The sequence below is a fragment of the Thauera aminoaromatica S2 genome, assembly GCF_000310185.1.
In the GTDB taxonomy this organism is placed as follows: Bacteria; Pseudomonadota; Gammaproteobacteria; order Burkholderiales; family Rhodocyclaceae; genus Thauera; species Thauera aminoaromatica.
The window spans coordinates 1-24,894 of record NZ_AMXD01000031.1; the positions used below are offsets into that span (position 1 = coordinate 1).

Genomic DNA, 24,894 nt, shown 5'->3' on the forward strand with positions numbered 1-24,894 from the left:
CCGGAGTGCTCGCGCTTGCGCTCGACTTGTCGCGCGCGGGCGAGATCGAACGGGCGCGCGACCGGCTGCTCGCCGCCTGGGGCGGCATCGATCTCGTGGTCTTCAACGCCGGCACCTACCGCCCGTTGCGCGCCTGGGAGCTCACTGCGGAGGCCGTGCGCGAGACGCTGGAGACCAACCTCGTCGGCACCATGAGCGGCACCGCGGCAGTCCTGCCGACCCTGCTCGCGCAGGGTCACGGCGCCATCGCGCTGGTCGGCAGCGTCGCCGGCTACGGCGGACTGCCGAAGGCGCTCGTCTACGGCCCGTCCAAGGCGGCGCTGATCAACTTCGCCGAGGTCCTCCACCTCGACCTGTCGCCGCGCGGCATCGGCGTCTTCCTGATCGACCCCGGCTTCGTCGCCACGCCGCTGACCGCGCAGAACGACTTCGCCATGCCCGCGCTGCAGACGCCCGAGCAGGCGGCCGCTGCGATCGTCGACGGCTTCGCGCGCGGCGACTTCGAGATCCACTTCCCGAAGCGCTTCACGCGCGCGCTCAAGCTCCTGCAGCTGCTGCCGCGGCCGCTGTATTTCGCGCTGATCCGCCGCGCAACTGGCCTGTAGGGCTTGCCGCCATGACCGACCCGAAGCCTCCGGAGCACCTTCCATCGAGCGCCGCTTCGGCGGAACCCGTGCGGCAATCTCCCGCCCGGCGCCTGGCGCGCTTCTACGAGACGCTCACTCCCGCCGCACTGCCTGGGCTCGACCAGCTCTACGCCCCCGACGCGCGCTTCAAGGACCCCTTCAACGAGGTCGCCGGCACCGCCGCCATCGGCCGCATCTTCGCGCACATGTTCGCCACCGCCGAGGCGCCGCGCTTCGAGGTCACAGACTGCATCGAGCAGGGCGAGCAGGCGATGCTGGGCTGGGCGTTCCACTTCGCGCTGCGCGGACGGCCACTCGTGGTGCGCGGTGTCACGCATCTGCGCTTCGACGCCGACGGCCGCGTGGTGCTGCACCGCGACTACTGGGATGCCGCCGAGGAGCTGTACGAGAAGCTGCCGCTGATCGGCGCCCCGCTGCGCTGGCTGCGGCGCAGGATGTCGGCGGGGTGAGGTGTGGGGGGAGGTGACGGGCGCACTGCGATCGCGACTTGCGTCGCTCCCACAGGGGCCTTCGGAAGGCGCGGCGGTTTTTCGTAGGAGCGACGCAAGTCGCGATCCCCGCCGCGCGGGGAATCCGCGTCGGCGCGTGCTCCAGCGCTGCGATCGCGACTCGCGTCGCTCCCACAGGGGCCTTCGGACACGCGGCGGTTTCTCGTGGGAGCGACGCAAGTCGCGATTCCCCGTTGCGGCGCGGGTTCCGGCGTGCTGACGAAGGGACTATCATCGACTCCTGATCCGCTTGCCCGTCCCCTCATGCCCTCCAGCCTCTGCGCGCCGCTGCGCACCCTCCTCCTCGCCGTCATCGCGCCCCTTCTCCTGCTCGCCGGCTGCACGCCCGCCGAGCCGGTGTTCAAGAGCACCGACATCACCGGCACGAGCTATGGCAAGACGCTGCGCCTCACCGACCACAACGGCCGCGAGCGCACGCTCGCCGACTTCAAGGGCAAGGTGGTGACGATCTTCTTCGGCTACACGCAATGCCCCGACGTCTGCCCCACCGCGCTGTCGGGCATGAGTACGGTGATGCAGGAGCTCGGCCCCGACGCCGAGCGCGTGCAGGTGCTCTTCGTGACCGTCGACCCCGAGCGCGACACGCCCGAGCTGCTCGCGCAGTACGTGCCGGTGTTCGATGCGCGCTTCCTCGGCCTCTACGGCACGCCCGAGAAGATCGCCGAGCTGGCGAAGGAATTCCGCGTGTTCTACCGCAAGAGCGGTGACCTCGCCGGCCACTACACCATCGACCACACCGCCGGCACCTACGTCTTCGGCCCCGACGGCCGGCCGCGGCTGTACGTGAGGCACGCCGAGGACCCGCAGGTGGTCGTGGCGGACATCAAGGCCTTGCTGGCGGGGAAGTGAGGGCGCGCGCGCCAAAGGAAAACGGCGGCCTCGGGCCGCCGTTTCGCTGTCTGGGGCGGGTGGTCACGCCACCGCGGCCAGCATCCCGCGCATCTTCTGCATCGCCTTGGCCTCGATCTGGCGGATGCGTTCGGCCGACACGCCGTATTCCGCCGCCAGCTCGTGCAGCGTGGCGCTGTCGCCCTCGGCGAGCCAGCGCCGCTGCACGATCGCGCGGCTGCGCTCGTCCAGGCTGGCGAGCGCGTCGCGCAGGCCGCTGTCCTGCAGGCGGGCGAGCTGAGCCTGCTCGACCTGCTCGGAGGGCTCGGCGTGCGGATCGGGCAGGTAGGCGATGGGTGCGAAGCGCTCGTCCTCGTCGTCGCTGCCGGCGTCGAGCGGGATGTCGCGGCCGGTGAGGCGCGTCTCCATCTCCACCACTTCCTCGGGCTTCACGCCCAGCTGCGCCGCGATCGAGCGCACCTCGGCGGGCTGCAGCGTGCTGCTGTCCTGCTTCATGCCGCGCAGGTTGAAGAACAACTTGCGCTGCGCCTTGGTGGTGGCGATCTTCACCAGGCGCCAGTTCTTCAGGATGTATTCGTGGATCTCGGCCTTGATCCAGTGGATCGCGAACGACACCAGACGCACACCGCGCGTGGGGTCGAAGCGCTTGACCGCCTTCATCAGTCCGATATTGCCTTCCTGGATGAGGTCGGCGTGGGGCAGGCCGTAGCCGAGGTATCCGCGCGCGATCGCCACGACGACGCGCAGATGCGACATCACCAGTTGCCGTGCCGCATCCACGTCGCCCTCGTCGCGCAGCCGCGTCGCCAGTTCCACCTCCTGCTGCTCGCTCAGCATGGGCATGCGATTCACGCTCTGGATGTATTGGTCCAGGCTGCCGGCGGCGGGAACGGGGAAAGTCAGGGCTTGTGACATGGGCTGGGGTCCTCCTTGCGCATCAATCTTAGCACTCGGGGCGTGAGAGTGCTAAGGGGCGGCGGGAGTTCCGGAGTAGTCCTCGTCAGTCCTCGTCGGAGGACACCCAGTCCTCGACGCGCAAACCAGCAATGCGCCTGAACTCGCGCGTATTGTGGGTGACCACGGTGGCGTCTTCGGCCAGTGCATGGCAGGCGATCCACAGGTCGTTTGCGCCGATCGGTGTGCCGGCCTCCTTGAGGCGGGTGGCCTGTTCCGCGTAATGCCGGCAGATGGCTGGGTCGGCGGGATAGCGCACCGGTATCTGGCGCGCCAGGGAGTTCAGCCGCCGCAGCACCTCCGTCTTGCGGGTGCTGCGCTCGGCGCCCTTCAACAACTCTGCCCAGGTCACGAAAGACATGCACAGGGTGTCGCTATCAGGAAGTGCGTCGATGCGCTGCGCGATGCTGGGCGGCTGGTTCTTGATCAGGTAGATCAGGATATTGGTGTCGAGCAGGTAGATCACAGCGCCTCGCGCTCCTGCACCGGCAGCGGCGCTTCCCGCTCGGCCTCGAGCGCGGCGACGAAGTCGTCGTCCACTTCGCCCAGCGCTTTCAGGGCCTGCATCAGCGCGGTGCCACGCTGTACCCGCAAGGGGTGGATCACCAGGTCGCCCGCGTCGTTGCGCGTGATGCTGACGCGGTCGGTGTCGAGGCGGAACTCTGCCGGGATGCGGACCGCCTGGCTGTTGCCGTTGTTGAAGACGCGGCTGGGCAGTGTTTCCATGGCATCACCTCTTGTAAATACGCTGGCGTGTGTATTTTAGTGCTCGCGTAGCAACAGCGCAAACGTCCGTTGTTTGTTTCGAGTGGGCGGGCTATGCCTCGAACTCGTAAGCCGACCGGTCTGCTGCGCTGCGCCCTTCATTCAACGCATGAGGAACTCGGCTGGCGTCAGGATGGGAATGCCGTGCCAGGGATTCAGCACGAGCAGATCCTTGTCTCCGCTGATGATCGCCGCGGCTTCGCCTGCGAGCGCAACGTCCAGGAACTTGTCGTCGCGCGGATCGCGGCAGGCCGCCACCCTGCGGAGGATCGGCACGATCTGCATGACGCCGCCGAGCAGACGGATGAACTCGCGCCGGTCTTCTCGAGATGCATACGGGTCGAACTGGGGCCGTGCAAGCACTTCGACGAGCTCGGCCAGGGTTTCTTCCGAACCGAGCAGGTTGCCGCGGGCGAGCGCCTGATCGACCGCCTGGGCGGCGGTGCTGCGCGGTGCCAGCAGGCGGCTGACGAGCACGTTCGTGTCGACGACGAAGCGCAGGAATTCAGTCATCGGCGAGCAATTCGGCGAGCTTGTCCTCGGTCAGTCCCGCCGCTGCGGCTTTTTCGCCGACTGCGTCGCAAAAGCGCTGGAACTCGGCGACGTTGAGTCGTGTGAGGCGCTCGTACTCCTTCATCGACAGAACGACCGCGACATCGCGCTTCTGGCGGCGGATCACGACCGGTTCGTGTGCGGCCAGGTCGAGCACGCCGGCCAGCCCTTGCTTTGCTTCGGTGGCGGAGACAGTGCGCATGGTTGCCACTCCTTTTCGTTCTGGTGAGTTTGAATTGTATGTTTTGTACAAAATGTGCGCAATTTTGTATTGAATGAACCCGGGCATGCAGCATGCCCCAAGGCCTTGTTGCATTCGCATGCAACCATGGTCATGATCATGGTCATCGATTATCCAGGGAGTACGACCATGCAAACCATCCAGGCCTCCGAATTCAAGGCTCGCTGCCTCGCCCTGATGGATCAGGTGGCGGCCTCGGGCGAGATCCTTGTCGTCACGAAGAACGGCAAGCCGGTTGCCGAGCTGCATCCTTATCAGGGCGCGCGTGCATCGTCGCCTTTTGGTCTGCACCCGGGCGTGCGCATCCTGGGCGACATCGTGTCGCCGGTCGCCGACCAGGACTGGGAGGCCTTGTCGTGATCGTCCTCGATACGCATGTGCTCATCTGGATGGATGCCGACGATGCCGCGATCGGCCCGCAGGCGCGTGCGCGCATCGAACAGGCCTGGCGCGCGGGCGAGGTCGCGGTGAGCGCGATCAGCTTCTGGGAATGCGCAATGCTTGCGGACAAGGGGCGCATCGTCCTGCCGCTTGCTGTTGAAGGCTGGCGGGCGGGCCTGCTGGGCGCGGGGCTGGTCGAGATTGCGCTCGATGGACGCATCGTGCTGGCGGCGGCAGGGTTTGCGGATCTGAATCGCGACCCGGCAGACCGCTTCATCGCCGCTACCGCAGGCGTGCGCAACGCGACACTGGTGACGGCCGACGAGAAGCTGTTGGCATGGAATACGGGCCTGCCGCGGCTCGATGCGCGGCGCTGATCGGGCGTTCTGTTGCACGTCCGCAACACCAAAGCCTGGAATGTCGCGTTTTAGCGCTTCCAGGCTTGCAAGGCGGGCGGCAGGTTTGCAGAATCGCTCCAACTTCTCGCCAGAGAGGTGAGTAGGGCCAAGGCAGGTGCCAAGGTCTCAACTTCAAATTTGAGGAGAAACACATGCAAAAGAAACTGATCGCGCTGGCCATCGCCGGCCTCGTTTCGGCCCCGGCCTTCGCTCAGTCGAACGTGACCATCTACGGTGTGGCTGACGCTGGCCTGGCCGCCGGTTCGCACGGCGACACCGACTTCCGTGGTGTTCTGAGTGGCGTCCTGTCGGGCAGCCGCATCGGCTTCAAGGGCAGCGAAGACCTGGGCAACGGCCTGAAGGGCGTCTTCGTCCTGGAGCAGGGCTTCGACATCGGTAACGGCATTGCTTCGCCGGCCGTTGGTTCCGCTTCCGGCGCGACTGCTGGCCCCGAGTATGGTTCGACGAACGACACGACCGACGGCGACTCCGTCTTCTCGCGCCAAGCCTATGTTGGCCTGAGCGGCGCCTTCGGCACCGTCAGCGTCGGCCGTCAGTACGCTCCGGGCTATTTCTTCAACTACGATGCCGTCCTGGGTGCCTTCATTTCGCCGCAGTCGATCCTGTCGAACAATGCCGGCATGACCATCACCCCGAACAGCGCCGCTCGCTGGGACAACTCGGTCGCTTACACCGGTTCGTTCTCGGGCCTGACCGTTCGCGGCATCTGGGCTGCTCGCGGCAACGAACTGACCCGTTCGGGCGCGGTGGCTCCGGCGGTTGCGGGCACTTCGCCCAGCTACGACGACGCATACGGCCTGAGCGCGGACTACGCGAACGGCCCGCTGGCGGTTGGTGCGGTGTATCAACTGTCGAAGGGTAATAGCTTCACTGGCAATAGCAGCAAGCAGAAGGAATGGGGTGTCGGCGGTAGCTACGACCTCGGTATCGTGAAGCTGGCTGCTTCGTATCAAAACGCTGAGTCGCTGGCCAACACCAACAACAACGATGCCGACCTGTGGCAAGTTGGTGTGATCGTTCCGGTTGGCGCCGCTGGCAACGTCCACCTCGCCTACGGCGAAGTCGACTACGACAACGCGAACAAGACTGGTGCCGAAAGCTACACCCTGGCCTATACCCACGCTGTGTCGAAGCGCACCACCGCGTACGCTGGCTGGAACCGCACCACGAACGACAGCAACGCCTCGAAGTTCGGCCTGGTCCCGACCGTGTCGACCAACACCGGCGACGACTCCGACATCTTCACCGTCGGCGTGCGTCACACCTTCTAATCTGTCACCTCGACAGGTTTGAAAGTAAAAACGGGAGCTTCGGCTCCCGTTTTTTCGTCTACGCCCACGAGATCAAGGGGGGCTCCAGGGTCGGAGGGGGCTCCAGGGTCAGGTCTTTCATTTGCTCATTTCCCTCCCGTCGGTGGCTTCGTGATGGGAAATGGGGGATAGACCACGATTTCCCACTTTTGTGTCTCTTTCCCGCTGTGCTCGTAATCCGCCGGGGACGCGCGGGGCATTCCTTCTGCAGGCTGCGGAACTCGCTTCGCTCGGGCAGTCCTCGCCTGCGCCGGGAATGCCCAACATCCCGGGCTACGGTGATTGTGGCGGCGCGGCCCTTGGCGTGCGACAGAATGCGTCGCCCCTTCTCCGCAGTCAGTTGAGTGCTGCAGGCCGGGGGCAGGAAGCATTTCGCGGTGCGCCTGCTTCGCCCCCATCGAGTTCCACTTTTCGGTCGTGATGCGCCCACGGTTCCCGGATGCGTGCGGGGTGTTCCTGGAGAGGCGAGGACTGTCCGAGCCCGCAGGGCGAGTTCCGCAGCCTCCGAAGGAACGCCCCGTGCGCATCCTTCCCCGATGTGCTCGAGCTGCGCGGGTTGATGGGCTCCCCGCGGTCCGAGCGCCTGGTGCGCAACGGAAGTCGGGGACAGGCCACGATTTCGCGTTTTACGCCGCCACCTTCCTAATCTGCCGAGCGTAAGGTGTTCTCGTCGTTCACCCAGGCAAAGATGATGATTCTGGTCTTGGAGTCGAAGCGAAAGAACAACCGAAAGCGCCGGCCGATCTTGGCGCGGCGCCAGTGCCTGAACCCCGGCCCCATGGTATTGCCTTGTCGGTATTCTTCCCTGTTCGGATCGCCTGGAACGGTCTCGAAGATCAAATTCGCCAGCGCGGCAAACAGCTTGGTGTTTGCGTTGGATTCGTAGCGCTCTGGATCCTGCGCCCGCACGCGCGCGGCAGCGGCATCCAGTTTCTGGAGCTGCGCGATCAGGCAATCGTGGAAGAGCAGATTCCATCCGTGACGCTGGATCACAGCGCGACGTCGCCTTCGATGTCTTCGCGCAGATCCACGTGTTTGCCGAGCGCAGCGAGCATCGAGCGCGTCAGATCGTCGGGTAGCATCGTGATGTGCCGGCCGGAACGGATATCTTTTTCGAGAATAGCGAGGAAGCTGCCGATTGCGGGATCCTCGTGCGCGATTTCGGTTGCGCGCGTCACGATCACTCGGTCGCCGGTGAGGTCGAAGGCGACCTTGCCTCCAACATCCACCCCCAGGGCCTGACGAATGGACTTGGGTAGCGTGATCTGACCTTTGGATGTGATGGTTGCGACTTCGTGAATTGCCGGCATGGTGAGCCTCCGGGGAATCGATATTGAGGCTGAAAGTAAGGAACGATCCTTACTTTGTCAAGTGGCGGAAATAAAGGGGACCCCTAGGGTCAGGTCTTTCATTTGCTCATTCACCCGCCCCCGCCGTGGACGCGAGCTCTTGCTTTGGTCTTGCCTTCCGGATTATCTATTCGGGATAATTCGCACTGTTCCTGCCCTGGGAGAGGATCATGGCGCGGCCGTTGCGAATCGAGCTTGCCGGAGGGGTGTACCACCTGACTTCGCGGGGTGACCGTCGCGAGCCGATCTATGCCGACGATGCCGATCGCCTGTTGTGGCTCGATGTCTTCGGCGAGGTGTGCGACCGCTTCAACTGGCGTTGTCACGCGTGGTGCCAGATGGGCAATCACTATCATCTGGTCGTGGAGACGGCCGAGGCGAACCTCTCCCGTGGCATGAGGCAGCTGAACGGGGTGTACACCCAGGCCGTGAATCGACGCCACGGTCGCATCGGCCACGTCTTCCAGGGGCGCTACAAGGCGATCCTGGTCGAGGCCGACGCCTACCTCGTCGAGCTGTCCCGCTATGTGGTGCTCAATCCCGTGCGCGCGGGCCTCTGCGGCGATGCGCGCGAGTGGCCCTGGAGCAGCCATCGCGCGCTCATGGGGCTGGCCGATCCGCCCCCTTGGCTGGCGACGGACTGGGTGCTGGGCCAGTTCGGGACGGAGCGCACGGCCGCCGTGCGTCGATATGAAGATTTCGTCCGCGCGGGCGTCGGCCTGCCGCCGATCTGGGACCGTCTCAACGCGCAGATCTACCTGGGCAGCCAGGCCTTCGCCGACGAGATGGCGCGCACGGTGCCGGACGACGGGCGCCTGAACGAAGTGCCGCGGCTGCAGCGCCGCCCGCAGGGCGCGTCCTTGCAGGCGTACTCGGAAGGCTGTCCGTCGCGGGATGCCGCGATCGCCGAGGCCGCCGCCTCCGGCGCCTTCACCCTCGCGCAACTCGCCGAATTCTTCGGCCTCCACTACAGTTCGATCAGCCGGATCGTCGCCAAGGGCCGGAAGGCGCGCCAGCCTCCCGGCGCCGGGCGAGCAAGCGAGCAAACGAGTAAATGAAAGACCTGACCCCACTGTGTTCCAACCACGACGAGCGCCCGCCCGGCGCCCTCGTCCGCCTGATCGTCATCCACGCCATCAGCCTCCCCCCCGACCAATTCGGCGGCCCCGGAGTCGAGCAACTGTTCACCAACACCCTGGATCCGCAAGCCCACCCCTACTACGCGACCATCCACCACCTGCGCGTGTCGGCGCACTACTTCATCCGTCGCGACGGACAGACGCTGTGCTTCGTCGACCCCGATCGCCGCGCCTGGCATGCCGGGGTGTCGTGCTGGAACGGGCGCGAGCGCTGCAACGACTTCTCCATCGGCATCGAGCTCGAGGGTTGCGACACGATGCCTTTCGAGCCCGCGCAGTACGAGCGTCTGGCGGCGCTGATCGTCGCGCTGGAGCGGCGCTATCCGATCGAGGCGGTGGTGGGACACTCCGACATCGCGCCCGGTCGCAAGACCGATCCGGGGCCTTTTTTCGACTGGAAGCGCCTTGATGCGTTGCGCGAACAGCGCCGCGCAAGCTGCTGATCGGTTGAAACTTCCCGCAAATTCAAGTGTTTCTTGCTGTTGCCCGGGGGGCGTCAGGTTTTGACAATAAACCTGTGAGCGAATACAATCCGCTCCCTGTTGCATTGCAACATTCCTAATCCGATCTCGGTGCGGCGCCTCCTGGAAGGGAGACGCAGTTTCATGGACGCACGCACCGCGGGGCCCGTCGTCTGGTTGCGGCGATGGGTCTTAACACCTACTGGCGACCGAGTACTCCTGCCCGTCGTGCCGGCCAACCCGCCGAGCGACGCGGATGCTGCCCGACAGGGCGGCACCGGGCGGCCCCCACCACAGGGCTCTTCCACGGCAGGACTCAGGCCACAGCATGGAGGACACCATGAAACACGCAACTCGATTCAAGGCGCTCGCGCGTCAGGCGGGCGGCGCTGCGCGCAGTCTGGCGCACGGTGCAGTTCTTTCCGTTGGTCTCATGGGCATGAGCTGGCTCGGCACGCAAGGGGCGGGTGCGGCGGATGTGCGCTACGGCGACGTCCTCGGCCTGCAGGCCGAACCGACCGCTTCCGAACTGGCCATGGCCTCGGTGCTGTCCTTTGCCCCCCGCCGGGGCGAGATGGGCGCTTCGGCTCCCTCCTTCGCGGCCTCGATTCCGTCCCTCGCCGCCTCCACCCGCTTGCACGAGAGCTTGCCGGTGGCCGCGCCGGGGCTGATCGAGCGCAAGGCCGCGCGCGCCGTGGCGGAGCCGATCCCGCCGGTCTTCCACCAGCCTGCGCTGCGCGACATCGCGGCGCTGGTCGACAACCCATTCGAGGACGAGGGCGCGCTCTCGGACGAGATGGAGCGTGTGCGCGACTGGATCGCCGACACCTACCAGGTTTCCGAGGAGACGATCGAGCCCGCGCTGGCCGCGGCCGAGACGCACGCCGAGGAACTCGGTTTCGACCCCCTGCTGATCGTCGCGATCATGGCGGTGGAGTCGAGCTTCAACCATCGCGCGGTCAGCAACATGGGCGCGCTCGGGTTGATGCAGGTGATTCCGCGCTATCACAAGGACAAGATCGGTCCCAATCGCGGCCGCAACGTCCTGTTCGATCCCGAGGTCAATGTCCGCGTCGGCACCCTGGTGCTGCACGAGGGGCTGCAGCGCTACGGCAGCATGCAGCGCGCGCTGCAGTACTACAACGGTGCGCTCAACGACCCGAAGGCACGCTACACGCGCAAGGTCATGGCGCTGAAGAAGCGCCTGATGCTGATCGCCGGCCGCGATCGTTCCAGCGCGGAGCAGGCGAGCTGAGTTCCTGCGCCCTGCAAGCGCGCGGGCGGGGCGTCGGACGGGGGATCGCGACTTGCGTCGATCCTACGCCGCGCCCGGCGGGGGATCGCGACTTGCGTCGCTCCTACATCGCAGGCGGGGGGGATCGCGACTTGCGTCGCTCCTACATCGCAGCCGGGGCGGTTCATCGCAGCCGGGGCGGTTTCGAGGGCGTGGGGCGTTGCTGCATCCTACGCCGGGGCTCTGCGGGTCTTGCCGTAGGAGCGACGCAAGTCGCGATTCGGGCGCCGATCGAAGTTTGGCGCCGGTCGCAGGCGCCGACCGCCCACCCCTCGGGCGAGCGGCCTCCGGCTCAGCTTCCCAGTCCTAGTCGGCGGATCCGCTCCGCAGCCTCCAGCAGTCGCGCGCCGTGCGTGGTGTACGCGATGCGCAGGTGGCGGCGGGGCAGGTGGTGGCCGAAATCCAGGCCGGGCGTCGCGGCCACGCCCGCTTCCTCGATCATCCGGCGCGCGAGCGCTTCCGAGTCGTCGGCGAGCGCCGACACGTCCGCATACACGTAGAACGCCCCCTGCGGCTCCGCGGCGATGCCGAAGCCGAGCGCGCGCAGCGCCGGCAGCAGCACGTCGCGGCGCTGGGCAAACTCGTGGCGGCGCTCCTCCAGGATCGCGATCGTCGCCGGCGCGAAGGCCGCGAGCGCGGCGTGCTGCGCCGGCGTCGACGGCGAGATGAAGAAGTGCTGGGCGAGCTTCTCGAGCTCGCGCACGAAGCCCGCCGGCGCCACCAGCCAGCCGAGCCGCCAGCCGGTCATGCCGAAATACTTCGAGAAGCTGTTCACCACGAAGACGTCGTCGGCCGCGTTCAGCACCGGATCGCCAAGTGCGCTGGCCGATTCCACGCCGTAGGTCAGCCCCTGGTAGATCTCGTCGACCAGCAGCACGCCGCCACGCGCGCGGGTGCGCCGGTGCAGCGCGGCGATCTCCGCGACCGACAGCAGCGTGCCGGTGGGGTTGGACGGTGTCGCCACCATCAGCCCGCGGGTGCGCTCGCCCCAGGCGGCGTCGACCTGTTCGGGGCGGGGCTGGTAGCGGCTCGCGGCATCGACCGCGAGCGCGCGCGCGACCCCTTCGAAGGCGCGGATCAGGTGACGGTTGGAGGGATAGCCGGGGTCGGGCAGCAGCCACTCGTCGCCCGGATCGGTGGTGGCGGCGAGCGCCAGCATCAGCGCGCCCGAGGCGCCGGCGGTGACGACGATGCGCTCGGGCGCGACGTCGGCGCCGAAGCGGTCGTGATAGAAGCGCGCGATCGCCTCGCGCAGCGCCGGCAGGCCGAGCGCCGGGGTGTAATGCACGTCGCCGCCGGCGAGGAAGCGGGTGGCGGCCTCGACCACCGGCGCCGGGGTGCCGAAGTCGGGCTCGCCGACCTCCATGTGGATGATGTCGCGCCCCTGCGCCTCGAGTTCGCGCGCGCGGCGCAGCAGTTCCATGACGTGGAAGGGCTGGATGTCGGCAGCGCGTTGCGAGAGCAGCGTAGAGCGGAAAGTCGGGGAAGCGGTCATTTCGAGTCCGGGGGGCGGTGTGCCTGCGCTGCACGCAGGGCGTCGCGCAGTTGTCGCAAGCGTTTGCGGTCGGGTAGATCGGTATCGCGCGAGGTCTGTTTCGTCATCAGCATGCCGTCGATATCGAGGGTGCGGATCGGGACGCCTTCGAAGACCACCGTCTGGAGGTGTGGGCGAAGCGCTTCGAAGGTGTGGCCCGCCGCGACGAACAGGAGATCGATGCTGATTTCGCCGTCCGCAGCGGTCGAAAAGCCCTGATCCAGCCACTCCTGCCTGAGCTCTCGCAAGACCTCGCGGCTTTCCGGGATCGTCGCCAGTGCGGCCAGCAAGCGCTTGTTGTTCTCGGCCGCGACGGGCAGGAAAAGGTCGATGTCCTTCGTCGCACGCGGAAAGCCGTGCAGGGCCATCGCGATTCCGCCGATCACCGCATACTCGACGCCGTGTTCCTGCAGGGCTCGTGCGACTCGCCGGACGTCGCTGGTCCGTGGAGCCCGTCTCCTTTCAGTGCTCATCACGACGCCGGTCGAGCGCAAGTCGAAGCGCGCGATCGAGTTCGCGCGCCTCGTCGAAGCGCTGCTTTTCTTCGCGGCTGGTGAAGTGGCGCGCCCTCGCCCGGCCGGCGTCGATATCGAAATCGAGCGCGGGGCCGGCAAGCTGCTGGAGCGGGTCGAGGGCCTGCCTGAGCCAGGCGCTGAAGGCAGCGACCGACATGCCCTGAACACGGATTGCCTGCATCAGCTCCTGCTCGCGCTGGTGATGCGACATCGACTCCAGGTCGGCAAAGTGTCGAACCGTCATGATCGTTTTCCCTGGCCTCGGGAGCAGCTAGTCTAGCCTGTCCCCCCAGCCGCTTCAATTTCGGGCTTGAAAAAGAAAAAGCGCCGGACTGCGGCGCTTTTTCGGAGCGGGCAAGCTCAGGCTCAGTCCGCGTTCAGCGCCAGTTCGAACAGCTCGCGCTTGAGCACCAGCTGGCGCGGCAGGCGGTCCTGCAGCTTGTCGAACCACTCCTTGTGCGAGTTCAGCTCGGCACGCCAGGCGTCGGCGTCGACCTTGGTGAGCGCCTCGAACTCCTCGCGGCCGACGTCGGCGCCGTTCCAGTCGAGGTCCTCGAAGCGCGGCATCCAGCCCAGCGCGGTTTCCTTCGCGGAGATCTTGCCCTTGCAGCGGTCGACGATCCACTTGAGCACGCGCATGTTGTCGCCGAAGCCCGGCCACATGAACTGGCCCTGCTCGTTCATGCGGAACCAGTTCACGCAGAAGATCTTGGGGGTGTCCTCGACCACGTGGCCCATGCGCAGCCAGTGGTTGAAGTAGTCGCCCATGTGGTAGCCGCAGAAGGGCAGCATCGCGAACGGGTCGCGGCGCACCACGCCCTGCGCGCCGAAGGCGGCGGCGGTGGTCTCGGAGCCGAGCGTCGAGGCCATGTACACGCCGAAGTTCCAGTTGAAGGCCTGGTACACCAGCGGCACGGTGGTGGCGCGGCGGCCACCGAAGATGAAGGCCGAGATCGGCACGCCGGCGGGATCTTCCCAGGCCGGATCGACCGACGGGCACTGGCTGGCCGGCGCGGTGAAGCGCGCGTTCGGGTGCGCGGCCTTGCGGCCGGTTTCCTTGGCGATCTCGGGCGTCCAGTCCTTGCCCTGCCAGTCGACCAGGTGGGCCGGGGCCTCCTTGGTCATGCCTTCCCACCACACGTCGCCGTCGTCGGTGAGTGCGACGTTGGTGAAGATGATGTTTTCCTTCAGCGTGGCCATCGCGTTGAAGTTGGTCTTCTCCGAGGTGCCGGGGGCGACGCCGAAGTAGCCGTACTCGGGGTTGATGGCGCGGAACTTGCCGTCGGGGCCGGGCTTGATCCAGGCGATGTCGTCGCCGACGGTGGTGATCTTCCAGCCGTCGAAGGACTTCGGCGGGATCAGCATGGCGAAGTTGGTCTTGCCGCAGGCCGACGGGAAAGCGGCGGCGACGTAGGACTTCTCGCCTTCGGGGGACTCGACGCCGAGGATCAGCATGTGTTCGGCCAGCCAGCCCTCGTCACGCGCCATGGTGGAGGCGATGCGCAGCGCGAAGCACTTCTTGCCGAGCAGGGCGTTGCCGCCGTAGCCCGAGCCGTAGGACCAGATCTCGCGCGTCTCGGGGTAGTGCACGATGTACTTGGTGGTCGGGTTGCACGGCCAGCGGCTGTCCTTCTCGCCCTGGGCGAGCGGGGCGCCCACGGTGTGCACGCAGGGCACGAACTCGCGGTCGGTGCCGAGCACCTCGACCGCACCGCGGCCCATGCGGGTCATGATGCGCATGTTGGTGACGACGTAGGGGCTGTCGGAGATCTCGACGCCGATGTGGGCGATCGGGCTGCCGAGCGGACCCATCGAGAACGGGATCACGTACATGGTGCGGCCGTGCATGCAACCCTTGAACAGGCCGTTCAGGGTCTCGCGCATCACTTCCGGGGCTTCCCAGTTGTTGGTCGGGCCGGCGTCCGCCTTGTCCTGCGAGCAGATGAAGGTGCGGTCCTCGACGCGGGCGACGTCGGAGGGGTCGGACCAGGCGAGGAAGGAGTTCTTGCGCTTTTCCGGGTTCAGCTTGATCAGCATGCCGGATTCGACCATCTCGGCGCACAGGCGGTCGTACTCCTCCTGCGAGCCGTCGCACCAGACCACGCGGTCGGGCTCGGTGAGCGCGGCGATCTCGCCGACCCACTTCTTCAGGCCTTCGTGGCGGACGTATTCGGGGGCAGCGGCGATGGCCGCCTGGGCGTGGTTCTGAGACATGTGTACAGCTCTCCCGTGCTGTGATGCGAAACCATTCCCGTCGGTCGGCCATCGTTGTTGCAGGGGCTGCCTGGCCGGCGGGCTGCATGGGCGCCCGTGGCGGGCGCTCCGACCTCCGCTCGCGAGCGCCACTCGGGCAGATCGCCAACGGTTGAGCCCATAATTATGCCATGGCCGGCACGCGGCCATGAATGCGATCGTAACGATCGGTGTGATGCAGTCCGCCTGCCGCGACGGACCCTCACGGGCGCGGTATACGTAATTTTCACATCGCAGATTTTGTTTTCGTAATGCGAAAATAAGCGGGTCCGCGGTATGCTTGTGCCGTTGACGCGCGGCGCGCCGGCATGGCGCCCGTCCCACACCCAAAAGACCAAGGAGGAAGACCATGGACGAGCTGATCCGCAGTGCGGCCCTCGACTACCACCGCTACCCGCACCCGGGCAAGATCTCGGTGACCCCGACCAAGGTGCTGTCCAACCAGCGCGACCTGTCGCTGGCCTACTCCCCCGGCGTGGCCGCGGCCTGCGACGCGATCGTCGAGGACCCGGCGCAGGCCGCCGAGCTCACCGCGCGCTCCAACCTGATCGGCGTGGTCACCAACGGCACCGCGGTGCTCGGCCTGGGCAACATCGGCCCGCTCGCGGCCAAGCCGGTCATGGAAGGCAAGGGCGTGCTGTTCAAGAAGTTCGCCGGCATCGACGTCTTCGACCTCGAGATCGACGAGCCCGACGCCGACAAGCTGATCGACATGATCGCCGCGCTCGAGCCCACCTTCGGCGGCATCAACCTCGAGGACATCAAGGCGCCCGAGTGCTTCTACATCGAGCAGAAGCTGCGCGAGCGCATGAAGATCCCGGTCTTCCACGACGACCAGCACGGCACCGCGATCGTGGTCGGCGCCGCGGTGTTGAACGGCCTGCACCTGCAGGGCAAGGACCTGAAGAAGGTCAAGCTGGTCACGTCCGGCGCCGGCGCCGCGGCGCTCGCCTGCCTGGGCCTCCTGGTCAAGCTCGGCGTGCCGGTCGAGAACATCTGGGTCACCGACATCGAGGGCGTGGTCTATGAAGGCCGCACCGCGCTGATGGACCCGATCAAGGCGCGCTACGCCAAGAAGACCGACGCCAGGAAGCTCGCCGAGGTCATCGAGGGCGCGGACGTGTTCCTGGGGCTGTCGGCCGGCGGCGTGCTCAAGGGCGAGATGGTGGCGAAGATGGCGGCGAATCCGCTGATCCTCGCGCTCGCCAACCCGACCCCGGAGATCCTCCCCGACGAGGTCAAGGCGGTGCGCAGCGACGCGATCATCGCCACCGGCCGTTCGGACTATCCGAACCAGGTCAACAACGTGCTGTGCTTCCCCTTCATCTTCCGCGGCGCGCTGGATGTGGGCGCGACCACCATCACCGACGAGATGCAGCTCGCCGCGGTGAAGGCGATCGCCGAACTGGCGCGCGTGGAGCAGAGCGACATCGTCGCCGCGGCCTACGGCGAGAAGGTGGGCGGCTTCGGTCGCGAGTACATCATCCCGCGCCCCTTCGACCCGCGCCTGATCGTCAAGATCGCGCCCGCCGTGGCCGAGGCCGGCATGGCCTCGGGCGTGGCGACGCGTCCGATCACCGACTGGAACGCCTACCGCAGCCAGCTCAACAACTTCGTCTGGCACTCCGGCCTGATCATGAAGCCGGTGTTCGCCGCCGCACACAAGAACCCGAAGCGGATCATCTTCTCCGAGGGCGAATCCGAGAAGGTGCTGCGCGCGGTGCAGCAGGTGGTGGACGAGGGCCTGGCGCGTCCGATCCTCATCGGCCGTCCCGAGGTCGTGGCCAAGAACATCGAGCGCTTCGGCCTGCGCCTGGCCGCCGAGCGCGACTTCGAGCTGGTCAACCCCGACTCCGACCCGCGCTTCAACCAGCTCTGGCAGCACTACCACGGCCTGATGGAGCGCCGCGGCGTATCGGTGGAGTACGCCAAGAAGGAAGTGCGCCGCCGCACCACGCTGATCGGCGCGCTGCTGCTCAAGTTCGGCTACGGCGACGGCCTCATCTGCGGCACCTACGGCATGCACCGCCTGCACCGCGAGTTCGTCGAGGACGTGCTCGGCCGTCGCGAGGGCGTCGATCACCTGTACACGGTGAACCTGCTCAGCCTGCCGGGCCGCACGCTCTTCCTCGCCGACACCTACGTCAACTACGACCCCACGCCCGAGCAGGTGGTCGAGATGACGCTGCTCGCCGCCGAGGAGATGAAGCGTTTCGGCATCGAGCCGCGCATCGCGCTGCTGTCGCACTCGTCCTTCGGTTCGGCCGATTCGCCCACCGCCGAGAAGATGCGCACGGCAATGCGCATGCTGCACGAGCACCATCCGGAGCTGCAGGTGGAAGGCGAGATGCACGGCGACTCGGCGCTCGATGCCCGCCACCGCCTGCAGATCTTCCCCAACGCGAAGATGCGCGAGGACGCCAACCTGCTCATCTTCCCCACCCTGGACGCGGCCAACATCGCCTTCAACCTGCTCAAGAACGCGGCCGGAAGCGGCATGACCGTGGGCCCGATCCTGCTCGGCGCGGCCAAGCCGGTGCACATCCTCACCCCCTCCGCCACCGTGCGCCGCATCATCAACATGACCGCGCTCACCGTGGTCGAGGCCGGGCAGGCGGGCTGAGCGAAGCCGCGCCCGCCGCCCGATCGCGACTTGCGTCGCTCCCACCGCGCCGGTTTTCCGTGGGAGCGACGCCAGTCGCGATCGCGGCGCTTCCGCACCGACCACGCCCCTCGCCACCGCACCGTCCGATCGCGACTTGCGTCGCTCCCACCGCGCCGGTTTTCCGCCCGATCGCGACTTGCGTCGCGCCTACCGCGCCGGTTTTCCGTGGGAGCGACGCCAGTCGCGATCGCGGCGCTTCCGCATCGACCACGCCCCTCGCTACCGCACCGCGCCCGCGCATTCCTTCCTTGTCCGGTCGGCCTGCGCTGCGCGAAGCTGACGCCATCCCATGGCCGGAGGCGGGCGGATGAGCGCGGACGAAGGGCGGGCGGCGTTGGTGCTGACCGGGGGTGGCGCGCGCGCCGCCTACCAGGTCGGCGTGCTGGCTGCGGTCCGCGAACTGCGCGGCAAGCGCCCCGGCAACCCCTTCCCGATCCTGTGCGGCACCTCGGCGGGGGCGATCAACGCGGTCGCGCTCGCCGTGCACGCGGGCGACTTCGGCCGTGCGGTGCGGCACATCCAGCGCGTCTGGCGCAGCCTGCACGTGGATCAGGTGTACCGCGTCGATCCGCTCACGCTCTTCGGCAGCGGCCTGCGCTGGGGCGCGGCGCTGTTCGGCGGCTGGCTGGTGCGGCAGACGCCACGCTCGCTGCTCGACAACACGCCCTTGCGCGGCCTGCTCGAGCGCGTGCTCGACTTCCCCGCGATCGAGGCCGCGATCGGCCGCGGCGACCTGCGCGCGCTCAGCGTCACCGCCTCGGGCTATTCCTCCGGCGAGAGCCTCGCCTTCTTCCAGGGCGCGCCCGAGCTGCAGCCCTGGCGGCGCGCGCAGCGCCTGGGCGTGCGCGCCGAGCTCGACGTCTGCCACGTGCTGGCGAGCGCGGCGCTGCCCTTCGTCTTCCCCGCGGTGAAGATCCATCGCGAGTATTTCGGCGACGGCTCGATGCGCCAGCTCGCGCCGGTGAGCCCGGCGATCCACCTCGGCGCCGACCGCATCCTGGTGATCGGCGCCGGACGCACCGCCGAGGAGGGGAGAGTGCGTGCAGCGGGCGGCTACCCGTCGCCGGCGCAGATCGCCGGCCACGCCTTGTCGAGCATCTTCCTCGACACCCTCGAGGTCGATCTCGAGCGCCTCGCGCGCATCAACGACACGGTGGGCCGCCTCGACGAGGCCCGCCGCGCCGAGGCGGGGATCGCGCTGCGTCCGCTCGAGTGCCTGGTGATCCAGCCCTCGCAGCGCCTCGACATCATCGCCGCGCGCCATGCGCACAGCCTGCCGGCACAGCTGCGCATCGTGCTGCGCGGGCTGGGCACCTTTCGCCGCGAGGGCTCGACCCTGCTCTCCTACCTGCTTTTCGAACCGAGCTTCACGCGCGCGCTGATCGAGCTCGGCTATCATGACGCGATGACGCGCGCCGGCGAACTGCGCCGCTTCCTGCGCATCGACTCCTGACCCGGGGCGGGGGTGGCGAGCGGACTCGCCGGCGACGCCGCTGCGGGAGTAGAATTCCGTCAGAGTTGGAAACAACTTGAAATCCATTTCGTATCTGCCTATTTTTTAAAGCAGAACGCCTCGAATCCGCCTTCCACCGCTCTCCGTCCCGTCGCCATCATGAAAGTTCGCCCCCTGATCGCCGCGATTGCCGCGATGTTCGCGCTGCAGTCCGGCATGGCCATCGCAGCCCCGAAGGCATCCGGCAAGGCTGCGACGAGCAAGGTTTCCAAGCCGGCCGCGAAGAAGGCCGCGGCCACCGCCCCGGTGCGCAAGGCCGCCGTCAAGCCCGCGCCGAAGAAGGGCGTCGTGGCCAAGGCCACGGCGTCCGACACCAAGGCGGCCCGTTCCGCCAAGGCTGCGACCCGTGCGTCCGCCAACGCCCGCGGCAAGGCGCCGACGATGCGGGTGAGCCTGCGCAAGCCGGCGGTCGCCGCCGCCGCGCTCGCCGCCCCCGCCGCGGTGCTCGCCGACGAACCGGATACCCCGGTCGCGCTCGACGGCAGCGGCATGCCCGTGCTCGCTTCGAACGCCTTCTACGTGATCAACCAGCGCACCGGCGAGGTGCTGCTCGAGCGCAACGCCACCGAAGTGTTGCCGATCGCCTCGATCACCAAGCTGATGACCGCGATGGTGGTGCTCGATGCGGGGCTGAGCCTGTCCGAGCCGATCGAGATCAACGACGCCGACATCGACCAGCTCAAGGGCACCGGCTCGCGGCTCGCGCTCGGCACCACGCTGTCGCGCGAGGAGATGCTGCAGCTCGCGCTGATGTCGTCCGAAAACCGCGCGGCCTCGTCGCTGGCCCGCCACTATCCGGGCGGCGAGGCCGCCTTCGTCGACGCGATGAACGTCAAGGCGCGCCTGCTCGGGCTGTGGAACACCCGCTTCCATGACAGCACCGGGCTCAACCCGGCCAACGTCTCCAGCCCGCGCGACCTCGCCAAGATGGTCGCAGCCTCGGCGTCCTACCCGCTGATCCGCGAGTTCTCCACCGCGCACGAGCGCTACGTGCCGGTGCACGGCCGCATGCTGCGCTTCGGCAACACCAACTCGCTGGTGCGCAGCCCGGAATGGACGATCAGCGTGTCCAAGACCGGCTACATCTCCGAGGCGGGGCGCTGCCTGGTCATGCAGACCTGGCTGCACCAGCAGCCGGTGGTCATGGTGCTGATGGATTCCTCCGGCCGCTACACCCGCACCGCCGACGCCAAGCGCGTGCGCAAGTGGCTCGAACAGACCGCTCCCCAGCGCCTGGCGGCCGCACCGCAGGGCGCGGGCGGCTGAGCTTCCCGATTACGCAGGTCGAACGACGCGGGGCCGCCCGGTGGGGCAGGCCCCGCGTCGCGTTTGCGGGAGCGCGCGTCCGCGCCGGGCAGCACGGTGCAGGCGGCGTCGAATGCGGCGCTCGCGGGCGGCCCGTGGCACCCGCGACTGCAGGGCGGTTGATCTTCGTCAATGGAGCCGGGCAGGGCGCTCACTAAGCTCGCGGGTTCCGACCCCGAACCCACCAGAGAGGATCTCCCCATGGGTGCTGCCCTGCCCGAAACCGCCCCGAGCCGCCTGTTCCTGTCCGGCAACGAGGCCGTGGCGCTCGCCGTGCGCGACGCCGGCTGCCGCGTCGCCGCCGCCTATCCGGGCACGCCGGCGACCGAGATCCTCGAGGAGCTGTCGCGCTTTCCCGACCTGTACACCGAATGGTCGGTGAACGAGAAGGTCTCGCTCGAGGTCGCGCTCGGCGCCTCGATGGTGGGCGCGCGCGCCTTCTGCGCGATGAAGCACGTCGGCCTCAACGTCGCCGCCGACGCGCTGATGACCATGACCGTCACCGGCACCGAAGGCGGCCTCGTGATCGCGGTCGCCGACGACGTCGGCATGTCCTCGTCGCAGAACGAGCAGGACTCGCGCTTCTGGGCCCGCTTTGCCCACCTGCCGCTGTTCGAGCCCGCCGACGCGCAGGAGTCCTACGACATGGCGCGCGAGGCCTTCGCGGTGTCCGAGCGCTTCCGCTGCCCGGCGATCGTGCGCCTGACCACCCGCATCTGCCACGTCAAGGGCCGCGTCGTCGCGGGCGAGCGCGAGGCCCACGAGCCCGCCGGCTTCGTCAAGGATCCGCAGCGCTGGGTCATGGTGCCCGGCCACGCCAAGCCGCGCGTGGCGCTGATGTACGAGCGCGAGGAGGCCTTGCGCGCCGCCTCCGCGCAGAGCCCGTTCAACCTGCTCGTCGAGGGCAGCGACCGCCGCATCGGCTTCGTGACCTCGGGCCCGGCCTACATGCACGTGCGCGAGACCTTCCCCGACGCGCCGGTGTTCAAGCTCGGCCAGTCCTACCCGCTGCCGCTCGAGCGCCTGCGCGAGTTCGCCGCCGGCGTCGACCAGCTCCTGGTGGTCGAAGAGACCGAGCCCCTGGTCGAAAGCGAGCTGCGTGCCGGCGGCATCGCCTGCACGGGCAAGGACGTGCTGCCGCGCGTCGGCGAGCTCTCGCCCGACCGCCTGCGCCCGGCCGTGGCCCGCCTGCGCGGCGAGGAAATCCCAGTCACCGCGCAGCCCCGCCTGGTGCCGCAGCAGGTCTTCCCGCGCCCGCCCACCATGTGCGTCGCCTGTCCGCACCTGGGCATCTATTACACCCTCGCGCAGCTGCGCAACCTCACCATCTCGGGCGACATCGGCTGCTACACCCTGGGCGCCGGCCACCCCTGGAACGCGCTCGACACCTGCATCTCGATGGGCGCCTCGATGGGCGTGGCACTCGGCATGGACAAAGGCCGCGGCCAGGCCGACGCCAAGAAGGCGGTGATCGCCGTGATCGGCGACTCCACCTTCATGCACATGGGCATGCAGGGCCTGCTTGACATCACCTGGAACCGCGGCAACGTCACCGTGCTGCTGCTCGACAACCGCGCGGTGGGCATGACCGGCGGCCAGGACAACCCCGGCACCGGCCGCGACATCCACGGCGAGAGCGCGCAGCGGGTCGACTTCGCCAAGCTGTGCGAGGCGCTGGGGGTGAAGAAGGAGCGCATCCACACGCTCGACCCCTACGAGCTGCCGACGCTGTTCAAGACCCTGCGCGAGGAGATCAAGATCCCCGAGCCCTCGGTGATCATCACCGACCGCCCCTGCGTGCTGATCGACCACTACAAGCCGACCCAGCCCTACAAGGTGATCGCGGATAAGTGCACCGGCTGCGCCAACTGCATCGACGTCGGCTGCCCGGCGATCCACGTCACCCGGCGCGAGACCCAGGTCAAGCCCTCGGGCAAGGAAGTCGAGCTCGCCTTCGTGCGCATCGAGACCTCCGCCTGCACCGGCTGCGGCCTGTGCGTGCAGCCATGTGCGCCCGAAGCCATCGTCCATGCCCTGCCGGAGCATCCGGTGAAGTTCCTGCACGCCAAGGTCTGAGGAGGCCGCCATGACTATCACCAACATCGCGGTTTGCGGCATCGGCGGCCAGGGTGTGATGACCGCCACCGAGATCCTCGCCGAGGCGGCGCTGTCGCTCGGCTTCGACGTCAAGAAGACCGAGGTCGCCGGCATGAGCCAGCGTGGCGGGGTGGTGACCTCGCATCTGCGCTTCGGTCCGCAGGTGCTGTCGCCGCAGATCATGCCGGGCGAGGCCGACCTGCTCGTCGGCTTCGAGGCCGCCGAGGCGCTGCGCTGGGCGCACATGCTCAAGCCGGGCGGGATCGCGCTGGTCAACCAGGGTCGCTTCGTGCCGCCGGTGGTGACGATCGGCCTCTACGACTACCCCGAGGACCCGATCGGCGAGATGCGCAAGCTCGGGCTGGCGGTGTTCGATTTCGACGCCAGCGCGCTCGCGCTGCAGCTCGGCAACATCCGCCTCGGCAACACCGTGATGCTCGGCGCCATGTCCGACCGCCTGCCCTTCCCGGCCGACGTGCTGCGCAACGCGGTGCTGGCGCGCTTCGGCGCCCGCAAGCCCGAGCTGCTGGAGCTCAACCGCCAGGCCTTCGAGCTCGGCCGCGCCGCAGTCGCCCAGCGCGCCCCCGCCCCGGCCACCGCCTGACCCATCGCGGCGCGCAACGCATCCGGCTATCGGTGTCTTGCCGTGGGAGCGACGCAAGTCGCGATTGCAGCCGCATCCGGCCTTCGGTGTCTTGCCGTGGGAGCGACGCAAGTCGCGATTGCAGCCTTTCCGCCTCGACCACGCCTGTCGCCGCCGCAGCGCGGGATCGCGACTTGCGTCGCTCCCACATCCCACCCCGGGCGCCGTGGTTTTCCCACCTCCCACCCCGGGCACCGTGGTCTTCCCGCACCGGGCCTCGGCGCGTCGGTGTTCGGTCGCAACGCATCCGGGTGTCGGCGTTCGCGCCACGCGTCCGGGTGTCGGTGTCTTGCCGTGGGAGCGACGCAAGTCGCGATTGCAGCCGCATCCGGCCTTCGGTGTCTTGCCGTGGGAGCGACGCAAGTCGCGATTGCAGCCTTTCCTCCTCGACCACGCCTGTCGCCGCCGCGGCGCAGGATCGCGACTTGCGTCGCTCCCACATCCCACCCCGGGCGCCGTGGTTTTTCCACCTCCCACCCCGGGCGTCGTGGTCTTCCCGCACCCGGCCTCGGGGCATCGGTGTCCGCGTGCAGACCTTGCGGCTTTCGCCGCTGCGAGGGGGGCTGCCCGCAAGCGGGCTTATCCCGCCTTTGGCGGAAGGTGGCCGAGGGCGCGGGAGATCTCGTCGGCGGTCTCGCGCACCAGTGGGGCCCAGTCGGGGTTGAAGCGTTCGGAAGGGGTCGATAGCGACAGGCCGGCGATCAGCTCGCCGCTGTCGTCGCGGATGCCCGCGGCGATGCAGCGCACGCCGGCCTCGACCTCGTCGAGGTCGAAGGCCACGCCGTGGCGGCGCACGCGGTCGAGCTCCTTCTCCAGCGCCGGCAGCGCGGTGATCGAGGCCGGGGTGGAGGCGGGCAGGGCGGTGCGGCGGGCGTAGTCGCGGATGCGCTCGAGGCCGTCCTCGACCAGGAAGAGCTTGCCGGTGGCGGTGGTGTGCAGCGGCGCGCGCGCGCCCACGATGTGCACCACGCGCACCGAGGCGCGCCCGCTCGAGGTGCGCTCGACATACACGATCTCGTCGCCGGCGCGCACGCCCAGGTTCACGCTCTCGCCGGTGGCGGCGTGCAGCTTGAGCATGTAGGGCATGGCGGTCTCGCGCAGCGAGATGCGCGACTTCACCAGGCTGCCGAGCTCGAGCAGGCGGATCCCGAGCCGGTAGGCGCCGGCCTCGGAGCGCTCGACAAAGCCGCTGTGCGTCATCGCGCCGAGGATGCGGTGCGCGGTCGACGGATGCAGCCCGGTCTCGATCGCGAGCTGCTTGAGCTGGACCGGATCGGCATGTTCGGCCAGCACGTCGAGCAGCTTCATCATGCGTTCGATGACCTGGATCGAGGTCTTGCCTTCGGCACTGGGGGCGGATTCGGTCTTCTTCGGCTGCACGGAGGTTCGGGGAAGGATCGGAAGCTTGCCGGGGCCGGCAAGGAGATCTGGCGAATGGTAACCGTGCGATCCGATTTCGCCTAGTGAAATCAACCCCGATTTGGCGGGGGTCGCATCCC

The 24,894-nt window shown here is 67.9% G+C and carries 26 protein-coding genes; 14 read left to right on the plus strand and 12 right to left on the minus strand.

The window, feature by feature from the left end; all coding sequences use genetic code 11:
• From C665_RS06970 to C665_RS06980, 3 genes are all read left to right on the plus strand, one after another.
• Window positions 1-605 (plus strand): SDR family NAD(P)-dependent oxidoreductase (locus C665_RS06970; protein ID WP_004303904.1); only part of this gene is annotated, 605 nt, incomplete at its 5' end.
• An 11-nt stretch (window positions 606-616) separates the two neighbouring features.
• Entirely contained in the window at window positions 617-1,096 is a 480-nt protein-coding gene (locus tag C665_RS06975; protein WP_197068775.1) for a nuclear transport factor 2 family protein, read from the plus strand.
• 303 nt (window positions 1,097-1,399) lie between these two features.
• Complete coding sequence (locus C665_RS06980; RefSeq protein ID WP_004303907.1) at window positions 1,400-2,005, plus strand: SCO family protein; 606 nt, start codon at window positions 1,400-1,402, stop codon at window positions 2,003-2,005.
• 63 nt (window positions 2,006-2,068) lie between these two features.
• Here the strand turns inward: C665_RS06980 and rpoH are convergent, their stop codons facing one another.
• From rpoH to C665_RS07005, 5 genes are all read right to left on the minus strand, one after another.
• On the minus strand, window positions 2,069-2,920 hold the full coding sequence (rpoH, locus tag C665_RS06985; protein ID WP_004303909.1) for an RNA polymerase sigma factor RpoH: 852 nt from the start codon (window positions 2,918-2,920) through the stop codon (window positions 2,069-2,071).
• Between the two features lie 85 nt (window positions 2,921-3,005).
• Window positions 3,006-3,425, minus strand: coding sequence for a type II toxin-antitoxin system VapC family toxin (locus C665_RS06990; protein WP_004303911.1), 420 nt, complete (start codon window positions 3,423-3,425; stop codon window positions 3,006-3,008).
• Entirely contained in the window at window positions 3,422-3,685 is a 264-nt protein-coding gene (locus tag C665_RS06995) for an antitoxin (RefSeq protein ID WP_004303913.1), read from the minus strand. The genes C665_RS06990 and C665_RS06995 overlap by 4 nt, the downstream gene beginning before the upstream one ends.
• Window positions 3,686-3,826: 141 nt before the next feature.
• Window positions 3,827-4,237, minus strand: coding sequence for a putative toxin-antitoxin system toxin component, PIN family (locus C665_RS07000; RefSeq protein WP_004303915.1), 411 nt, complete (start codon window positions 4,235-4,237; stop codon window positions 3,827-3,829).
• On the minus strand, window positions 4,230-4,478 hold the full coding sequence (locus C665_RS07005; RefSeq protein WP_004303917.1) for a type II toxin-antitoxin system Phd/YefM family antitoxin: 249 nt from the start codon (window positions 4,476-4,478) through the stop codon (window positions 4,230-4,232). The genes C665_RS07000 and C665_RS07005 overlap by 8 nt, the downstream gene beginning before the upstream one ends.
• A gap of 132 nt (window positions 4,479-4,610) precedes the next feature.
• Between C665_RS07005 and C665_RS07010 the strand changes: the two genes are divergently transcribed.
• The 3 genes from C665_RS07010 to C665_RS07020 all read left to right on the plus strand — a co-directional run bounded on the left by C665_RS07010 (window position 4,611) and on the right by C665_RS07020 (window position 6,588).
• The gene (locus tag C665_RS07010) at window positions 4,611-4,877 is read left to right on the plus strand and encodes a type II toxin-antitoxin system Phd/YefM family antitoxin (RefSeq protein WP_004303919.1); all 267 of its coding nucleotides are present in this window, start codon (window positions 4,611-4,613) and stop codon (window positions 4,875-4,877) included.
• Window positions 4,874-5,275 (plus strand): type II toxin-antitoxin system VapC family toxin, encoded by a 402-nt coding sequence (locus C665_RS07015; RefSeq protein WP_004303921.1) that lies wholly within the window; start codon window positions 4,874-4,876, stop codon window positions 5,273-5,275. The genes C665_RS07010 and C665_RS07015 overlap by 4 nt, the downstream gene beginning before the upstream one ends.
• 173 nt (window positions 5,276-5,448) lie before the next feature.
• Window positions 5,449-6,588: a porin gene (locus C665_RS07020; protein ID WP_004303922.1), complete on the plus strand. Its 1,140-nt coding sequence runs from the start codon at window positions 5,449-5,451 to the stop codon at window positions 6,586-6,588.
• Between the two features lie 681 nt (window positions 6,589-7,269).
• Here C665_RS07020 and C665_RS07025 read toward each other — a convergent pair.
• Together C665_RS07025 and C665_RS07030 are read right to left on the minus strand one after the other, a co-directional pair.
• Entirely contained in the window at window positions 7,270-7,620 is a 351-nt protein-coding gene (locus C665_RS07025; protein ID WP_004303924.1) for a type II toxin-antitoxin system YhaV family toxin, read from the minus strand.
• A complete protein-coding gene (locus tag C665_RS07030) occupies window positions 7,617-7,937 on the minus strand; it encodes a type II toxin-antitoxin system PrlF family antitoxin (RefSeq protein WP_040828726.1) in 321 nt (106 codons plus the stop codon). Before C665_RS07030 ends, C665_RS07025 begins: the two co-directional genes overlap by 4 nt.
• Before the next feature lie 209 nt (window positions 7,938-8,146).
• Here C665_RS07030 and C665_RS07035 point away from each other — a divergent pair, with 209 nt between their 5' ends.
• From C665_RS07035 to C665_RS07045, 3 genes are all read left to right on the plus strand, one after another.
• Entirely contained in the window at window positions 8,147-9,034 is an 888-nt protein-coding gene (locus C665_RS07035; RefSeq protein ID WP_051021687.1) for a transposase, read from the plus strand.
• On the plus strand, window positions 9,031-9,558 hold the full coding sequence (ampD, locus tag C665_RS07040; protein WP_004303928.1) for a 1,6-anhydro-N-acetylmuramyl-L-alanine amidase AmpD: 528 nt from the start codon (window positions 9,031-9,033) through the stop codon (window positions 9,556-9,558). Before C665_RS07035 ends, ampD begins: the two co-directional genes overlap by 4 nt.
• A 358-nt stretch (window positions 9,559-9,916) precedes the next feature.
• On the plus strand, window positions 9,917-10,831 hold the full coding sequence (locus C665_RS07045) for a lytic transglycosylase domain-containing protein (RefSeq protein WP_040828737.1): 915 nt from the start codon (window positions 9,917-9,919) through the stop codon (window positions 10,829-10,831).
• A 331-nt stretch (window positions 10,832-11,162) separates the two neighbouring features.
• Here the strand turns inward: C665_RS07045 and C665_RS07050 are convergent, their stop codons facing one another.
• From C665_RS07050 to C665_RS07065, 4 genes are all read right to left on the minus strand, one after another.
• Window positions 11,163-12,365 carry a pyridoxal phosphate-dependent aminotransferase gene (locus C665_RS07050; RefSeq protein WP_004303932.1) on the minus strand — a complete coding sequence of 401 codons (1,203 nt, stop codon included), beginning with the start codon at window positions 12,363-12,365 and terminating at the stop codon, window positions 11,163-11,165.
• Window positions 12,362-12,877: a nucleotidyl transferase AbiEii/AbiGii toxin family protein gene (locus tag C665_RS07055; RefSeq protein ID WP_012584844.1), complete on the minus strand. Its 516-nt coding sequence runs from the start codon at window positions 12,875-12,877 to the stop codon at window positions 12,362-12,364. Before C665_RS07055 ends, C665_RS07050 begins: the two co-directional genes overlap by 4 nt.
• On the minus strand, window positions 12,867-13,163 hold the full coding sequence (locus tag C665_RS07060) for a hypothetical protein (protein WP_004303936.1): 297 nt from the start codon (window positions 13,161-13,163) through the stop codon (window positions 12,867-12,869). The genes C665_RS07055 and C665_RS07060 overlap by 11 nt, the downstream gene beginning before the upstream one ends.
• Before the next feature lie 122 nt (window positions 13,164-13,285).
• Entirely contained in the window at window positions 13,286-15,133 is a 1,848-nt protein-coding gene (locus tag C665_RS07065; protein ID WP_004303938.1) for a phosphoenolpyruvate carboxykinase (GTP), read from the minus strand.
• A gap of 388 nt (window positions 15,134-15,521) precedes the next feature.
• Between C665_RS07065 and C665_RS07070 the strand changes: the two genes are divergently transcribed.
• The 5 genes from C665_RS07070 to C665_RS07090 all read left to right on the plus strand — a co-directional run bounded on the left by C665_RS07070 (window position 15,522) and on the right by C665_RS07090 (window position 23,356).
• Entirely contained in the window at window positions 15,522-17,795 is a 2,274-nt protein-coding gene (locus tag C665_RS07070; protein WP_004303939.1) for an NADP-dependent malic enzyme, read from the plus strand.
• A gap of 349 nt (window positions 17,796-18,144) precedes the next feature.
• On the plus strand, window positions 18,145-19,290 hold the full coding sequence (locus tag C665_RS07075) for a patatin-like phospholipase family protein (RefSeq protein ID WP_004303940.1): 1,146 nt from the start codon (window positions 18,145-18,147) through the stop codon (window positions 19,288-19,290).
• 159 nt (window positions 19,291-19,449) lie between these two features.
• Window positions 19,450-20,616 carry a D-alanyl-D-alanine endopeptidase gene (gene pbpG, locus C665_RS07080; protein ID WP_004303942.1) on the plus strand — a complete coding sequence of 389 codons (1,167 nt, stop codon included), beginning with the start codon at window positions 19,450-19,452 and terminating at the stop codon, window positions 20,614-20,616.
• Between the two features lie 240 nt (window positions 20,617-20,856).
• Entirely contained in the window at window positions 20,857-22,731 is a 1,875-nt protein-coding gene (locus tag C665_RS07085) for a thiamine pyrophosphate-dependent enzyme (protein ID WP_004303943.1), read from the plus strand.
• A gap of 10 nt (window positions 22,732-22,741) precedes the next feature.
• Entirely contained in the window at window positions 22,742-23,356 is a 615-nt protein-coding gene (locus C665_RS07090; protein WP_004303945.1) for an indolepyruvate oxidoreductase subunit beta, read from the plus strand.
• A gap of 618 nt (window positions 23,357-23,974) precedes the next feature.
• Here the strand turns inward: C665_RS07090 and C665_RS07095 are convergent.
• Window positions 23,975-24,775 (minus strand): IclR family transcriptional regulator, encoded by an 801-nt coding sequence (locus C665_RS07095; protein WP_004303946.1) that lies wholly within the window; start codon window positions 24,773-24,775, stop codon window positions 23,975-23,977.
• Between the last annotated feature and the right edge of the window lie 119 nt (window positions 24,776-24,894).